Annotated in this window: 11 protein-coding genes and 2 riboswitches; of the genes, 8 read left to right on the top strand and 3 right to left on the bottom strand. The window is 45.4% G+C overall.

Annotation, left to right across the window (positions count from 1 at the left end):
• The first annotated feature begins 9 nt into the window (after positions 1-9).
• The 4 genes from fliD to ACZ5V1_RS12470 all read left to right on the top strand — a co-directional run bounded on the left by fliD (position 10) and on the right by ACZ5V1_RS12470 (position 7,158).
• Positions 10-1,731, top strand: a complete 1,722-nt coding sequence (gene fliD / locus ACZ5V1_RS12485; protein WP_464389118.1) for a flagellar filament capping protein FliD — start codon at positions 10-12, stop codon at positions 1,729-1,731.
• Positions 1,732-2,896: 1,165 nt separating this feature from the next.
• A complete protein-coding gene (gene fdnG / locus ACZ5V1_RS12480; RefSeq protein ID WP_464391624.1) occupies positions 2,897-5,947 on the top strand; it encodes a formate dehydrogenase-N subunit alpha in 3,051 nt (1,016 codons plus the stop codon).
• Positions 5,947-6,699: a 4Fe-4S dicluster domain-containing protein gene (locus tag ACZ5V1_RS12475; RefSeq protein WP_464389117.1), complete on the top strand. Its 753-nt coding sequence runs from the start codon at positions 5,947-5,949 to the stop codon at positions 6,697-6,699. Before fdnG ends, ACZ5V1_RS12475 begins: the two co-directional genes overlap by 1 nt.
• A 15-nt stretch (positions 6,700-6,714) precedes the next feature.
• Positions 6,715-7,158, top strand: a complete 444-nt coding sequence (locus ACZ5V1_RS12470) for a cytochrome c3 family protein (RefSeq protein WP_373794360.1) — start codon at positions 6,715-6,717, stop codon at positions 7,156-7,158.
• A 457-nt stretch (positions 7,159-7,615) separates the two neighbouring features.
• Here ACZ5V1_RS12470 and ACZ5V1_RS12465 read toward each other — a convergent pair whose 3' ends face one another.
• Together ACZ5V1_RS12465 and ACZ5V1_RS12460 are read right to left on the bottom strand one after the other, a co-directional pair.
• The gene (locus ACZ5V1_RS12465; RefSeq protein WP_464389116.1) at positions 7,616-8,059 is read right to left on the bottom strand and encodes a hypothetical protein; all 444 of its coding nucleotides are present in this window, start codon (positions 8,057-8,059) and stop codon (positions 7,616-7,618) included.
• Positions 8,060-8,522: 463 nt separating this feature from the next.
• A complete protein-coding gene (locus ACZ5V1_RS12460) occupies positions 8,523-9,437 on the bottom strand; it encodes an SAM-dependent methyltransferase (RefSeq protein ID WP_464389115.1) in 915 nt (304 codons plus the stop codon).
• 774 nt (positions 9,438-10,211) lie between these two features.
• Between ACZ5V1_RS12460 and mnmM the strand changes: the two genes are divergently transcribed.
• Positions 10,212-10,805 carry a tRNA 5-(aminomethyl)-2-thiouridylate-methyltransferase MnmM gene (mnmM, locus tag ACZ5V1_RS12455; protein ID WP_464389114.1) on the top strand — a complete coding sequence of 198 codons (594 nt, stop codon included), beginning with the start codon at positions 10,212-10,214 and terminating at the stop codon, positions 10,803-10,805.
• A 20-nt stretch (positions 10,806-10,825) separates the two neighbouring features.
• Entirely contained in the window at positions 10,826-11,062 is a 237-nt protein-coding gene (locus ACZ5V1_RS12450) for a hypothetical protein (protein WP_464389113.1), read from the top strand.
• 793 nt (positions 11,063-11,855) lie between these two features.
• On the opposite strand, the gene ACZ5V1_RS12445 is transcribed toward ACZ5V1_RS12450, so the two are convergent.
• On the bottom strand, positions 11,856-13,247 hold the full coding sequence (locus tag ACZ5V1_RS12445) for an alanine/glycine:cation symporter family protein (protein ID WP_464389112.1): 1,392 nt from the start codon (positions 13,245-13,247) through the stop codon (positions 11,856-11,858).
• A 109-nt stretch (positions 13,248-13,356) separates the two neighbouring features.
• Positions 13,357-13,441, bottom strand: a riboswitch (glycine riboswitch).
• Between the two features lie 3 nt (positions 13,442-13,444).
• Positions 13,445-13,522: riboswitch (glycine riboswitch) on the bottom strand.
• Positions 13,523-13,873: 351 nt separating this feature from the next.
• Here ACZ5V1_RS12445 and ACZ5V1_RS12440 point away from each other — a divergent pair.
• Positions 13,874-15,217: a Na+/H+ antiporter NhaC family protein gene (locus ACZ5V1_RS12440; RefSeq protein WP_160712842.1), complete on the top strand. Its 1,344-nt coding sequence runs from the start codon at positions 13,874-13,876 to the stop codon at positions 15,215-15,217.
• A 247-nt stretch (positions 15,218-15,464) separates the two neighbouring features.
• Positions 15,465-16,475 (top strand): M23 family metallopeptidase, encoded by a 1,011-nt coding sequence (locus ACZ5V1_RS12435; protein WP_464389111.1) that lies wholly within the window; start codon positions 15,465-15,467, stop codon positions 16,473-16,475.
• The last annotated feature ends 367 nt before the right edge of the window (positions 16,476-16,842 follow it).

The following is a 16,842-nucleotide window of genomic DNA, read 5'->3' as shown; positions in this document are numbered from 1 at the left end:
GGTTGCACCATGTCGTATATTTCTTCTGTATCATCCGATGTAATGTCTTATCAGCCTGTGACTTCTTCTGGCGCAGTTAACTTTACCGGTCTTGGAAACGGGACAGATTTTAACGAGATTATTGATGCTCAGCTTGAGGCGGAGAGCTATACAAAGAAAAACTATGAAACCAAGCTGGCAGAAACTGAAGCTTGCTCCGCTTTGCTGGACGAGCTTGTCACCTCAATGGGGGAGCTGGATAAAACGCTTGATGACAAGAACTCCATGAGTGAATTTCTTGCAATGTCCGTAGTGTCGTCAGAAGAAGGTATAGCCGGTAAAGTTACAGGCGATGTGCAGGAGGGCAGTCACACTATTGAGGTGAATCAGCTGGCGCAGAATGATATATGGGTGAATACGACCATGACGTATGCTGAACCTACGGATGTCATAACTGATGTTGATTCAGTGTTTGCATTTGAATGCGACGGTGAAGAAATTTCTATAGAGGTTCCTGCAAACACAACCGCACAGCAATTGGTTGATATGATCAATTCAGATCCCGTTGCGAGAGATTTAGTCAGTGCGGATTTGTTGTCGGACGGTGATGAATTGTATTTTAGGCTTTCCGGTTCTGAAACAGGGGCAGACCACGCGATTACTGTTTCAGCTACAACCACTCTTGCTGACTTCACATCTGCGGAGTTTTCAAACGTACGTACTGCGCAGAATGCAAAGATGAAGGTTGACGGGTTTCCTGCCGGTGCGGATGAGTGGCTTGAGCGTGATTCAAACACGGTGGATGATGTTGTGCCGGGGCTTGAATTGACGCTTTCAGACACAACTGAAGGAAGCGTAAACCTTACAGTCACATGCGATACGGATGTGACAAAAGAAAACATTGAATCCTTTCTTGAGGAAGTGAACTCGCTGATTCGAGAAATTCAGGAATTAACAGGTCGCGTTGTTACCTACGTGGAAGATGAGGACTCCGGCGACAAGATGGAAGCATATACCATCGACAGTTATGCACTCGACATGGTGTACAACGATATAAAAAGCCAGTTGTCCATGTCTGTTGTGGGATTCAGTGGTGAATACGATACTTACAATGCCTTGTCTCAACTTGGACTGTATACAGATACAGATGAAGGTTCAGAGACCTTTGGTCAGTTGGTGATCGAGGAAGAAGATCTCGATAAGGCTCTGGAAGAGAATCCCTATGCCGTTGCTGAATTACTGAGCTGCTCAAATAGTGGAATTAGTGATACGCGAGGAGTGCAGGTTACGTCGACAATTGAAGGCATTACAGACCCCGGTGCTTATGAGTTTGAGTATACTGTTGTGGGCGGGAAAGTAGTTTCAGCAACTGTAAATGGTGAACCGGCAGCTATTGAGGGAAACACGGTTACGGCTGCGGCTGGCACTTCCGCAGCAGGTATGGTGCTTGAAATTTCTGACTTAGCGGAAGGAAGCCATTCTGCTGATCTGCGCGTGAAGGAAGGTATTGTCGCCCAACTTCAGACAGCAATAGAGAAATGGACAAATGCTGAGGATGGCACCCTTACGACAGTGTCTGATACGTACGATGCAGATGCCACAAAGCTAGAGAACGATATCTACTATCAGGAAGAGCGTCTGGCGAAGATGGAATCTGATTTGCGACGTAAATATGCCGTTTTAGATGGGCAGCTTGCATACTATACAAATTTACAGAGTAGTTTAACTGCCATGATCTCGCAGACAGGGTAGGAACTTGATACAGGTGCTGCCTCTGGCGATGGGGGTACCTGTATCATCCACTAATGAAAGCATATGAGTAGACGTTCTGGCGGTACACTCTATATGACGGATTTACGTTTCAACTGACTATCAAATTAGGCTATCTAAATCTGGCCATCTAAGCCCGAAGATCCAAACCTGACCAGCTAAACTTGAATACCCAAACCTGACCATCTAAGCCTGAAGACCCAGCCCTGTATGTATCTATGAAAGCGCACTGAAGAACCTTTCTTCAATGTGCTTTTTTGTTTTAAAATTGGTAGTTGACTGTTGTAGTCAGTGTATAACTGCTGCTTGCTTTTCGATATGGCTATTTAAAACATAAGGTCTGTGCGCTGGGTAAGGCTCTGTTTGGCATCAAATAGATGCACATGGTGTGTCGTTGTACTCAATTTGTTTCCCGACTTTGAGGGTAGTGAACTGATATTTGGTGCAGGTTCAAGCGTAGGTTTTTCTGTGTTTTTTTGGAGGCGTTGTGTGCAGGCTAGTTGGAGGTACGTCCCTAACAGAGGGGGTTGAATCGTTTTCAGCACTAAACAAAATGGACTATTTTGGTAGAAAAACAAAATGAATTACGTTTTATATTCTTTTTTTTGAGTCATAAAAAAGAATTGCGTCCGGTTTGGCACAAGTTGCAGAGAACTCTGTAACAACATGATATTAGAAGCAAAATTTTTTATTACCATGCTGTAGTCGATATAAAACAAAAGAAATTGGGTGGGGGGTATGTCTTTTTTGTCAAATGTTGGCTGTGTTGACACTGTTATGATTTATCTGTTCTACAGATAAGCCACGTACATTCCTTATATAGTGCATAGATAACGGAATATGAACAGTTGTTGCTTGATGTGGAAGTTTGCTCAGTTGTTTGATCCTCAAATGAGCATTGTAGAAGAAATCTTTTGTACTGTTAAAACTGACAATATAGCAAACGATGTAAAGTGTTTTACGGTGTGATATGGTGTAATTGCATGTTGTTTGTTGTGTTTTACTAGCTGTAACAGGGTCGATTGGTAGATTCTGCAGGGCGACAATAAGTACATATTAATATTGCATGAACCAGTACAAGCATATGTGGAAGTGTTTGTATTGTAGCGAACGTGCTGGTTTTCTTTATATTTGAGTTGTTATGGAGTTGCGAATGCAAAGAAGAACGTTTTTGAAGACGACTGCAGCAGCAGTAACTGCCACCGCATTTACAGGGCTGGGGCCTGCATTTGCTTTGGATAATGTAGTGAAAGAAGCTGGAGAGAGTAAAATCCAGTGGGCTAAGCAGACCACATCTATATGTGCATTCTGTTCTGTTGGTTGTGGTTTACTGGTTCATACCAATAAATCTACCGGACGCGTTGTAAACGTGGAAGGTGACAGCGACCATCCGATTAACCGTGGTTCCCTTTGTGCCAAAGGTGCTAGCTCCATCCAGATGACTGTAAACGTCGCCAGACCTACCGAGTGTATGTACCGCGCGCCGTACAGTGATAAGTTTGAAGTGAAAGATTGGGACTGGTGTAAAAAACGTATTGCAAAGCTCATCAAAAAATCTCGTGACGAGTCTTTTGAAGAGAAAAACGCAGCAGGTAAGGTTGTAAACCGTACGATGGGTATTGCCTCCTTAGGCTCTGCTGCTCTTGATAACGAAGAATGTTATGCAATGCATTCCTTCATGCGTTCTCTCGGTCTGGTGTATGTGGAACACCAGGCGCGGATCTGACACAGCGCAACTGTAGCGGCTCTGGGAGAGTCGTTCGGACGCGGTGCCATGACCAACCACTGGAATGATTTACAGAACAGTGATTGCATTTTGATTATGGGCAGTAACCCTGCCGAAAACCATCCAATTTCTTTTAAATGGGTAACAAAAGCTCAGCGTGCTGGTGCTAAAGTTATCCACATTGATCCTCGCTTTACCCGTACCTCTGCACGTTCCGATATGCATGCCGCGCTTCGCTCCGGTACTGATATCGCTGTGCTTGGTGGTATGATTAACTATATCCTGCACGAAAAGCGTTACTTTAAAGAGTACATGGTGGAATACACCAACGCTTCCTTCATTGTGGGCAAAGATTTCGGCTTTAAAGACGGTCTGTTTACCGGTTTTGACCCTGCTAGCCGTTCCTACGATAAGTCCAAATGGGCATTCGAAATGGACAGCAACGGTAACCCGAAACAAGACAAGTCTCTTGCGCATCCGCGTTGTGTATTCCAGATTATGAAGAAGCATTACGAGCGTTACACTCTCGATAAAGTTTCCTCCATGTCCGGTGTATCCATCGAAGATCTCAAGCAGCTTTACACATTGTACACTGAAACCGGTACAGGTAAAAAAGCTGGTACCATCATGTACGCAATGGGCTGGACTCAGCACTCGGTAGGTGTACAGAACATTCGCGCAATGGCTATGATCCAGCTTATGCTTGGTAACATGGGCGTTGCTGGCGGCGGTGTTAACGCACTGCGCGGCGAGTGTAACGTACAGGGTTCAACAGACTATGCGCTGCTGTACCACATTCTTCCGGGCTACCTTAAAACTCCGCTTGCTGGTCAGGATACTCTTGAGCAGTACAACAAGGCATTTACTCCGGTTTCTCATGATCCGAAGAGTGCTAACTGGTGGAGCAATTATCCTAAATATTCTGCAAGTCTTATCAAGGCTATGTATGAAGATGATGATCCTAAGGATGCCTACAATTATCTGCCGCGCCTTGATTCACACAAAGCCAGTGAATATTCATGGCTTCCGCTTATCGACCGCATGGCAGACGGAAAATTCTCCGGTGCACTCATTTGGGGTATGAACCCTGCTTGTTCCGGCTCTGACTCCGCTAAGACCCGTAAGGCTCTTGGTGAGTTAGACTGGATGGTGAACGTTAACCTGTTTACCTGTGAAACAAGTGACTTCTGGAAAGGCCCGGGCATGGATCCTAAGACCATCAAAACCGAGACTTTCTACCTTCCGTGTGCATCCGCAATTGAAAAAGAAGGTTCTGTTTCCAACTCCGGCCGCTGGATGCAGTGGCGTTACAAAGCTCAGGAACCGCAGGACGGCGTATTGACCGACGGTCACTACTTCCATGAACTGTGGGAAGAGCTTGCACACCTTTACGAAGAAGAGGGCGGAGCATATCCGGAACCAATTACCCATCTTACTTTCAACAGAATGTGTGAAGCGGATGAAGCTGGTCATTACCACTTCAGCGCTCAGCAGACAGCACGCTTGTGTAACGGCTGGTTCACCCGTGATGTAGAAGTAAAAGGGAAGAAGTTTAAAAAGGGACAGCAGGTTCCTAGCTTCGCATATCTTCAGGACGACGGCTCTACCACTTCCGGTAACTGGCTCTACTGTAACTCCTACACTGATGAAGGAAACAAAGCAGAGCGCCACGACAGCACCCAGACAGCAGAACAGGCAAAAATTGGTCTGTACCCTAACTGGACTTGGTGTTGGCCGGTTAACCGCCGCATCATTTACAACAGAGCTTCCTGTGATCCAAAGGGTAACCCTTGGAACCCGGAAAAAGCTGTCATTAAATGGAACGGCGAAAAATGGATTGGTGACGTGCCGGATGGTGGCTGGAAACCAGGAACAAAGCATCCATTCATCATGCTCAAGCATGGTATGGGACAGCTCTTTGGTCCAGGTCGTGCCGATGGTCCTCTTCCAGAGTACTATGAGCCGCTTGAATGTCCTATCGACACGCATGCATTCTCCAAGCAGTTGAATAACCCGACTGCTGTTCATTTCGAAAAAGAGAAAAAAGCTGTAGCAGACGAGAACTTCCCGTTTGTTGCATCTACCTACCGTGTGACTGAACACTGGCAGACTGGTTCCATGACCCGCTGGATGAGCTGGCTTGTGGAAGCAGAACCGCAGATGTTTGTAGAGATCAGCCCTCAGCTTGCAGAGCTTCGCGGTTTTGAAAACGGCGAGAAGATCGTTGTTGAAAGCCTGCGTGGTTCCCTATGGGCAATCGCGATGGTTACTGATCGTATTCAGCCGTACAAAATTGCCGGTAAAGATGTGCACATGGTTGGCATGCCGTGGCATTACGGTTGGGTAACACCGAAAGATGGTGGCGATTCTGCAAACTTGGTTACCCCTAACGTAGGTGACCCGAACACCGGTATTCCAGAGTACAAAGCCTTTATGGTTAACGTACGCAAATGGAAGGAGGGTGATGCATAATGATTAAAGGTAAAGCTTTTTTTGTAGACCTTACCCTGTGTACTGCATGTCGTGGTTGTCAGGTTGCTTGTAAGCAGTGGAAAGACCTGCCGGCAGAACAAACCCGCAACGTGGGCTCTCACCAGAACCCGCAGGATTTGTCTGCAAAAACTATTCGTCTTGTTCGCTTCAATGAAGTGAAAGAAGACGGCAAGCTCAAATGGCTTTTCTTCCCGGAACAGTGTCGTCATTGCATTGAGCCGCCATGTAAAGACATTGGCAACATGTATGCGAAAGGCGCTGTAAAGCAAGATCCTGTTACCGGCGCTGTCATTATGACAAACAAAACCGCTGGCATAAATCGCCTTGAAAGCTGGGAGCTCTGCCCGTACAACGTTCCGCGTCGTGATGAAGAGACCGGCATCTGGAACAAGTGCGATATGTGCATTAACCGCGTGACAAAGGGTATGCTTCCTGCCTGTGTGAAAAGCTGTCCGACCGGCACCATGAATTTTGGTGACCATGACGAAATGCTCGCAATGGCAAAAGCGCGTCTTGCTGAAGTTCAGAAGACTAATCCGGACGCATATCTCGCAGATCCTGAACACGTTCGCGTGATCTACCTTTGTGAATCTGCACCGGAAAACTACCATGAGAAGCTTGTTGCATCAGCAGCACAGCATGAAACTTTGGTAGCAGCAGCGCCAAAAGCGAAAACCGTAACCCGCCGTGGTATGTTTAAAAGCGTACTCGGTGAAAACAAAAACGCATAATACAAGGGAGATAGCATGAAGAAGTTATGTATCATTTGTCTGCTTTGTATCTGTGCAATCGCTACCGTTGCCTTTGCAGAAGAAGCAGTAACATCCGGGCCGGACGATATAGTCATCAACCGTGTTGAAGGTAACAGCGATCGAGATCTGTCTGTTACATTCAACCATTCCAGCCACGAAGGGTACTCATGTAATACATGTCACCACAAGTGGAAGGATCCGGATGCAAAGCCTAAGTTTAGTGCTCCAGTAAAAGATACCGTGCCGCCAAAAGGTTGCGTGTCTTGTCATAGCATTACAACAATGGATGAGAGCAATAAATGGCGCTCCTATTTCCGCGCTATGCACAAAAAAGGTGTTCGTCCTTCTTGTCTTTCCTGTCATATCGAAGAGTTTGGTAACGACAAGGAAATGACCGGCTGTTACGAATCTGCATGTCATCCGGATGGGATTTACTAAGCCATAATTAAAAAAACAGCACACGGTACTCCTTCACATTCTCAACCGTTGCTGGATGAAAAAATGAAATCCCTCGTAGATAGTAATCTACGGGGGATTTTTTTATTTTGTTTTGTTTATGTCTGCGACGCGTTTTTTGTCTCCGACGGCTGGGGGAAACCCTTTTGGAAAAGGGTTCTCCCCCAGACCCCTTTCCTAAAACTTTTATTATGCGAATGAAGCCCGTTAATAAATTTTTCACGCGGCTTCATTTCACTGACTAGAGAAACAAAAAGGCTGTCCCTCAGATGAAGGACAGCCTTTTTTCATTTCTAGAAAGGTAGTGAAGCTAAGCCGCAAGGTTTCGTAAACAATAGGCTGGCATCGCATAATAAAAGTTTTAGGAGATTCTTAAGAAGCCCTTTTCCAAAAGGGTTCTTAAGCCGCCGGAGGCAGAACGTATTAAAAAAATGAACTATTAAGCAAGATACCCGTTATCAGGCATGACGGTTATGGTTTCTGATTCCATGCCGTCTTGCAGAGTAATAGTGAGGTCATGTGGTAACGGGGTGCTGCCGGAGATATCGGTGCAGGGAGTTCCTTCTCTGTTGAAGTAGAGAGTAAAACTCGAGATGGTGATACTACCTTTAAGTCGATAGACGTCCTCGGCACCGGGGAGTTTTGAAATATTTTCGGGGGAATTTTCGAACAGGAAGTAACCAATATTTTGGCTGCTTTGTATACCATATATATGGTTGTAACACTGGGAGAAGGTTTGGGCATGGCGGATGTGCATGCGTAAAATGTCTGCCGCGCCTGCAAGGCTTTGATCATTAGGCGTAAGTCTAGAAAGGATCACAATAGTAATGAACCCAGCTAGTATGAGAATTAATAGAATTTGTGGCAGAGTGAAAACATGCATGCACGTCTCCTGTAATCACAGAGTGTTGTTTATATATGCCCGTTATCCTTCTTGTGTATTGATATGGTTGCGTAAAAGCTAACCCGAAACGCCTGTCCCTTTGCGTCTGGTTTAGCCAGCCTGTTCTTTTTGAGTAAGATTTTCTACGCTATCATGCAACCGTTTACTGTGAATGTGTGTTTCAAAATCATGTTTCAATTTTTTCTGCTGAATATTTTGTAGGGTATCTGTCAGTAACAAAAAGGAAAAAGCAGTTGCAATTGCTTCGCGCCAGCACTTTATGTCACGGATAATGGAGCGTGATGAACTGGCTGTTGAAAACATACGGTTAAAATATGAATACACACTTTAGAACCTGCCCTATTATGCCATTTTTAGAGAAGTATAAGAACCAAAAAAATCCGTTGTAACGCAAGTGCGTTGCAACGGATTTGTTCTTGTATCAATAAAAAAGAAAGTCTTTTTACTCTTTGTCCCACTCTTCTAATTTTACCCATGTAACTTCATGCTTGTTGCATGAGAGATGAATAATTTTAGAGTTCGGAATTTGTTTGAATTTTTCCAGTGTTTCATAATCTGTGTCAGCCTGAAACTTGATAGTGCAGGCGAAGTTACGGCATTCACCGTGTTCAAGCCAGCGTTCTACAAGGGTGTAGAGGCGTTCTGGATAGCAGATAACGTCACTGAAAAGCCAATCGATTTTTCCAGCATGGCGTGGATCAAGTCCGAATGCGCTGCCTGTACAGAAGTTAACGTTCGGCAATGAACCGATGCTCGGGTCGATTTCTGCTTTGTCTACGCTGAAAACGTGTGCGCCTGTGTTGGCGATAACCCAAGTCCAGCCGCCTGGACAGCTACCGAGATCAAGGCAGAGTTCGCCTTCTTTCGGGCTGCGTTCCAGTACTGTGAAAAGTTCCCACAGCTTGAGGTAGGCACGGGTTGGGGATGTTTCTTTATCTTCAACAAAGTTAAGTTCGCCATCAGGGTATGGGCTTGTGCAACGGCTTGCCGCAATGATGGTGTTAGCATCCCACAGAGTCCATGAGCCTAATGGTGCAGTAGGTTTTGGTGCGCCGTATTCAATGCGCTTTGCAGAAACATGTGGCAGCTTGGCTTGAATAAGTTTTGCACGGCGGTGGTTGTCCACAGTGTGCAGCCACCAGTTGCGCTGGATAGCTTTAAGCTGTTTTGCACCATCCCCGATTGAGGCAATAGGGATTTCGACAGGGTTTAACCAGATGTTTTGTGCCCATACGGTTTTCTGCACGCCGCCTTTAGCGATGAACAGACGACCCTTGTGTGCAACAATATTTGTGAGCTCTTTTTCAAGCTCATGTTCAAACCCGCGAGGGGCAAGATATAGCGTATTATTATTCATTGTATCCAAGTACCATTTTCTGCAATTTTTGCGGCATATCGCCGGAACGAAGTGCGGTGTACCTTAATGGTACTAGATAGGGCAAGAACGAGAATGCGCTAAACGCGATAATCGTAAAAAATATTTATTCGTAACGCACTGTACTTATTGTGATGATCTTTTTCTATAAAATTTTAGACAAAGCACATAAAAAAACGAGAAGTGCCTGCTCTGCACTTCTCGTTCTTTTTATTCCCCTCCGGTCAGCTGTTCCTGCTCAAAACAGCGCTGGAGCTATAAGGGATGAGGATGAAATTTATATGTAACGCTTAACGCGTTTTCTTTTTTAAGGGGGGCGGCATGCCTGCCGCCCCAACGGGAGTAGGTGTTTCAGTCGTCTACTTTAAAGAGGTGTGCGTTATACACGTTCTTAAGTGTTAACGATACTTGATCGTTAGATGGATACTTTTTATTGCTCTCTATATTAACAATCACGGAGTGTGATGTGATTGGTGTCGTTTGTTATTTCTTATATAGCAGGGAGCGTGCCAAAAGTGTGAAGTGTTTTAAATCAGTATGTTATGGTGTGAACAAGGTTCATTGGTTGTGCAACTTGTGCAATAAATAGCGTGCACATATTGCGCTTTTTTGCACAAGGTGCACCTTTTTTGAAGAATCTGCCTATTTTTCAAGAAGTTTGATGAGTATATTGTGATTCTTTTTGAGTTCACGTATTTTGCGGAGATATTTTTCAGAATCTAGAATGCGGCATGTTCGCAGAACTCAGGAGAAATTATGCGCCCTAGGCACATTCCTTCTATATTACAGTTTACGAAATCAATTTGGCAGCCAGTAGCTGCAAGTTGGAGCGATGAAGGTATCGAAGCCATTGTCGTGGACGGAACCGTCGGCAACGGTCACGATACCATGTTTCTTGCTGATCTTATCGGCGAAAACGGGCATGTGTACGGTTTTGATGTGCAGAAGCCCGGGCTTGAGAATACTCGGGAGCGGCTTGAACAAAAGGGGCTTGGGGAGCGTGCCACGCTTTTTCACGCCGGACATGAGACCGTTGCGGAGCATCTTCCTGAGAACGTTGTTATTGCTGGCGCCATGTACAACCTTGGTTATCTACCGGGGAGTGATCATGCGGTCATTACTCGCGCTGACACGACGATTACATCTTTGCTGCAGTTGTTACCTTTGCTTATGAAGAATGGTATTGTCACAGTACATATATATACGGGACATGAGGGCGGAGTTGTCGAGGGCGACAAAATTCAGGCGTGGTCGACTACATTGCCGTGGAATCAGTTCCGTGTGGCTCAGTATGATTTTCCGAATAAGAAAGTAAACAGAGAGCACTTGCTTGTTATCGAGAAGTTTTAAATTTATATACGGGGTAGGGTATGATTGAAGAGACCGTTTGGCCTGATAAGACTGATACTGATTTATGGGAAGAGGTTCGTGCTGCGATTATTGAAAAGCACGGTGATCGTTTTGATGATGCGCATATGCGTAAGGCTTTTGATCTTACGTGTGATCATTTTGAAGATTATGTTTCACGTAGCCGATTTTTCAAGAAAGCTCTCATGAATTGTGTATGGGAACGGCCTATTATTTCCAAAGAGCAACAAGTCTATTAAGTAGATTGATGACAAACTCGCACATTGCGTCGTTGCTGCGAAATCGTCAAACTCTCGTGTAGGCTTACTACACGTCGATCTTGACACTTTCTTGCGCCTTGCACTGCACAAATTTGTCTCAATCTACTGAGTAATTATTGCCTTGCACTGAACAGCCGTGACTCTATTTTTCTGTTATATATTTCGGACATTGCGGCGCACCTTAGGGCACTTGTTCCCGTACGGTTCGAAGACTCACCTACGGTTGACTGGCGCTACTTCGAAAAGACTGAACTTTCTTGAAGGCTTACTGTACGTCGAGCTTAGCTTTTTCTTGTGCCTTGCACTGAACAGCCGTGACTCAATTTTTCTGTTATATATTTCGGACATTGCGGCGCACCCTAGGGCACTTGTTCCTGTACGGTTCGAAGACTCACCTACGGTTGAATGCTGCTGCCATCAATAAGTAATCAATCATGCAGATGAGATTAACCCTAGAACGTTGACCAAACACTCTCCTAACCAGTCGATACATAATCGCGGTCAAGGGGGCGTCCCCCTTGCGGGTACAGGGCAGAGCCCTTGTCCGTCGGAGACATTTCTGCCGCCGTCGGAGACATTTTGACTTCTGCCGAAGGCAGCCAGTTAGCTAATTAGAAATAAAAAAAGGGATGCAGTCGCATAAGCGATTGCATCCCTTTAGTATTATTTGAGAACAGCATCGATTTGAACAACAAATCTACAAGAAAGCAAAAGAGTAGAGAGCAATAGATCTGAGAGCTCTATTCGAGGCGCTGTCTCAAAAATGTTGTAATTACATTTCAGTAAGAACAGCACCTGCTGATGCCTTCTTAGCGTTTTCTTTTGCGAAGAATTCACGAGTCTCGTTCACTACTACACCGGAAAGACCGAGCAGACCGATAAGGTTCGGGATAGCCATGAGGCCGTTCACGATGTCTGCAAGAATCCAGATGAGATCAAGCTTGAGGAATGCACCGCAAGCGATGAGAGCAATGTAGATAAAACGGTACGGCATGATGGCTTTTACACCGAAGAGATACGCTGTGCAGCGTTCGCCGTAGTAGTTCCAGCCGATGATTGTTGTGAACGCAAAGAACATGAGACCGATAGTAACAGCGTATTTACCGATGTCGCTGCCAAGACCCATTGCAAATGCGGAGTTAGTCATGGCTGCACCTGCAAGACCCGGAGTGTTCCAAGCGCCGGTGAGAACGAGCACGATACCTGTCATGGTACAAACGATAATGGTATCGAAGAAAGTACCTGTCATGGCGATAAGACCCTGACGTACGCAGGAATCAGTCTGTGCTGCGGCTGCTGCGATAGGTGCGGAACCAAGACCGGATTCGTTGGAGAATACGCCTCGGGCAACACCGTTACGCATTACCATAAGTACGGTAATACCAGTTGCACCGCCGAATGCTGCGGACGGATTGAACGCGCTGTCGATGATGAGGCTGATTACAGCCGGAATCTCAGACAGGTTCAGTAAGATAACTGAGATGGAAGTAATAATGTAGAGAATTGCCATGAACGGAACAATGCGACTGGCTACAGCAGCGATGGAACGGATACCACCGAGGGTAACGACAGCAACAAGAACTGTAAGCAGTGTGGCAGTAAGCCAGATTGGGGAATCGAAGGTAAGCCTTGCAGCATCTGCAATAGCGTTAACCTGTGCGAATGTACCAATACCGAAGAAGGCAACACCGATACCGAAGAGCGCAAACATACGTGCGAGCAGCTTGTTGTTTAAGCCGCGCTCAAGGTAGTACATCGGGCCACCGGCCATTTGGCCGTTTTCGTCAACTACACGGTATTTGATAGCGAGCAGTGCTTCAGCATACTTGGTAGCCATTCCGAAAAATGCAGCAACCCACATCCAGAAAAGTGCACCCGGGCCACCAGCGGTGATCGCAGTTGCTACGCCGACAATGTTACCTGTACCGATGGTAGCGGACAAAGCCGTACACAGAGCAGCAAAAGGGGTAACGTCACCAGCTTTTGTGGAAGCTTTACGTGAAGCAGGGGAAAAAACGAGTTTTAACGCTTTTGGCAGGTGTACAACCTGTAATGCGCCAAGACGAATGGTAAGGAAAAGACCGGTTCCTACAAGTAGGATAAGCAGCGGTGGTCCCCATACGAGGGAATCAATTGTGTTGAGAAGTTCTGTAATATTTTGCATCTCGTCTCCTAAAAAATTAATTAATCAGGATGGATGAGATGAGTCTCTGAGCGGAAGGGAATAGATATGCGCAGCCACAGGCGTTGGATACACCTGTGCTGATACACCACTCTGTCCATGGTACCTGAGAGTTTCACCTTGCACAGCAAGGCTTGCTCCTTCGGTGCTTCGCAACATGCGAAGTCTCTCCAGAGGCTCGTCGGGAAGCAGTCCTTTTGCCTGAAAGATTTACTTCTTCGGCGGTGTCTTGCGACACTCTCTCCTGCAACCGTCATCCGAAATTGTGAAATGGCTGTTTATATAACCAAATAATTTTTTGCAAGGAGAAAGCGCTGAGAAAAGAAAGTAAGTACTCTATTTCAATAAATCTTAATAAATAGAAAAAATTATTTCAATATATGCAAATTAAGTGAATTAAGTGCAAAATCAATCATTTATTATGCAAAAATTGAGTTTTTTTACAATAATGTAAGTAGACAGAGTTTCAAAGTGTGTCTAGAAAGGCTCATCAGTTGTCGAGATGTCCTTGTTTGGTATGAATGAGGGCACAAACAATATCGCTTGTTACTGTAAAAACAGGTGATGTTAGGCAGAAAAATTGTTGTCGCAATAAGGAAATTGAAGAAATGAGTTTGTTAGACAAGACGCACACAACAGAGGCTCAGCAGGGCAATGGTATTGCTTTGCTCCCCCTTCTTATCTTTCTGGTGCTTTTTATCGGCACAGGCTCTGTTCTGATGATGTCTGGTGTATCTATGGCGTTTTACCAGCTTTCAGCAACAGTGGCCGTGATTCCGGGAATCATGGTTGCATTGTGGATGGGAAGAGAATCTTTTGAAGAAAAAATTACTATCTTCCTTAAAGGTGCTGGCGACATAAACATCATGACTATGTGTGTCATCTACCTGCTTGCCGGTGGTTTTGCTGCTGTAGCAAAAGCGGTTGGTGGTGTTGATGCTACTGTAAACATGGGTCTTTCTTTAGTTCCTGCTTCACTCGTTTTGCCTGGTTTGTTTATTATCGCTGCATTTGTTGCGACAGCAATGGGTACCTCAATGGGTACTATCGCAGCAATCGGCCCGATTGCCGCTGGTGTTGCTGGCCATTCCGATATGTCTATTGCGTTGCTTATGGGCGCGGTTGTCGGTGGTGCAATGTTCGGTGATAACTTGTCTATGATCTCTGACACCACCATCGCAGCTACTCGTACGCAGGGTTGTAACATGCGTGATAAATTCCGCATGAACTTACTGATTGCGTTACCTGCGGCGATTGTGACGATTATTCTTTATGCAACCACTGGTTCAACAGGCGCTGTTGCGAATGCAGGCGATTGGCAGTTCATTAAGGTATTGCCGTACCTTGCAATTCTTGGATTGGCTGTAGCTGGCGTTAACGTGTTTATCGTACTGACCACCGGTATTGTTTTCGCTGGTGCTGTGGGTCTTGCTACTCTGCCAGACTACGCACTGCTTACATTTGGTCAGGACATTTACAGCGGTTTTGTTGGCATGCACGAGATTCTTGTTCTCTCCATCCTTGTGGGCGGACTTGGCGAACTTATTCGTCATAACGGCGGCCTTACATGGCTTGTTCGTAAAATTGGTGACATTGCTAAGCGCTTCAGCAAAACTGGTGAAAGCAAAAAAGCTGGTGAATTCAGCATCGCGGCTCTGGCTGCCTTGGCTGATGGCTGTATCGCTAACAACACTGTGGCGATTATTCTTTCCGGCGGTATGGCAAAAGAAATTGCAAAACGTAGCGGGATTTCTGCAAAGCGTAGCGCAAGTCTGCTCGATATTTTCTCCTGTGTAGTACAGGGCTTGGTTCCTTACGCAGCACAGGTTCTGCTTGCCGGTTCCCTTGCAAAAGTATCCCCTGTGGATATTGCAGTGAGCAACTGGTACTGCCTGATTCTCGCATTTACCGGTGCAGCAGCTATCTTCTTGGGAAAACCGTCTGAACGATAGTTTTTGCCGACCTTACAAAGACCAATACGAAGGGTTCCTTGCATACGCAGGGAACCCTTTTTTTGGCTATTTTTTAGACCGATATGGATTCCGACACCTAAAACGACTGTTTTTACGCTCTGGATGCTCTTAGCCATCAGTATTCTTATTATAAATTGCTAAGAGCTATACATAATAGCATTAAAATCATCTCGAGAGATATCAAAAGTATGTAATATTCTTACGATATTTCAGTTTCGAGGTGAGTATGAGTATACAATGTATTCGAGTGATAGTTGTTGCATGCTGCTTAGCCTATAGCGTTACAGCATACGGTGTTACTTTCATCCCACCGGTTGCTCCACCAGATAGCGGTTACTGTTTTATTCAAAATTATGTCGATGTTGATCCTGAACACGGTGGGCAGGATTGCTATACCCATGCCAGAAGTTATGAGCAGCATAAGGGAACGGATTTTCGTGTGTCTTACGACGCAATGCTCGCAGGGGTCGATGTTCTCGTAGCCGCTAACGGTACGGTGCTTCGTACCCGCGACGGCATGGATGATGTCTTTTTTCAGGATGGAATGGTTGATGTTGAAGGCCGTGAATGCGGAAACGGCGTGATTATAGATCATGGAGATGGATGGCAGACCCAATATTGTCATTTGAAGAAGGGCTCTGTTCAGGTGGTTCAGGGAGAATCGGTAAAGGCGGGCAGTGTGCTTGGTCAGGTCGGTCTTTCTGGAAAAACAGCGTTCTCGCATGTGCATTTCCAGGTAATATGCCGTGGTGAGATTGTTTGCCCGTTTTCTAGTGCACGGTTGGAATCAGTGAAAACAGGGGATGCGACAGGATTGCAGAAGATAGAATCCGGTACCTCCTTATGGCAGAATGAATCAAACGAAGTCTTGCAATATGTTCCGTCTCAATTGTTGAAGGTTAATTATTCAACGTCGCCTCCACGTTCTGCACGAGAGATTCTTCAACGCCCTAATTACATTGAAACGGTAAAGGCAGGACGTACCCCCTTTGTTTTTTCTGTGGTGACAGCGATGCTTCGGAAGGGAGATTTGCTGATTCTTAGATTGAAAACTGAAGGGGGAACGTTGCTTGCGGAAAAAGTTGTGAGTATTTCTTCGTATACTGCACAGCGGGTTGATTGTATTGGACGTAAGAATTCTGCAATGTATGCACATATGGACTTAGAAGGCATTGTAGAATTACGGCGGGGGAATGTGCAGGTTTTTGAGCATAAATCTCGCGTCTCGGTGCAATAGTCGTTCTAGCAATGCCCCTTCTGCAGGGGCTTTTTTTTTGTTCTTGTTTTTTAAAAAGTAAAAAACGAAAGGCATGGGGTGAGTATTTGAAATAGACGGCTATAACGTAGCTATTAAGCCAGAATATAAAGAAAAATAAGATGATAAGTGATGATAGTCTTGCAATGTGCAAGGCTTTTTTTGTGTAAAATTACAGCATATTAAACGTTATTTTTGATTTTGTGAAAGCCTATAACGCGCCGGCGTGGCGAAAAATCTATAACGCCAAAAGGAGTCAGTATTTCATTGGGTTTTGATTACGGGTCAAAAAACGGGCGAAATTGTGTTGAGCAAGCTGTACTCTCTGCTACAATGGCGATGAAAACTG

This window comes from Halodesulfovibrio oceani subsp. galateae, from assembly GCF_055397225.1.
This window is presented reverse-complemented; position numbering and strand designations above follow the sequence as displayed.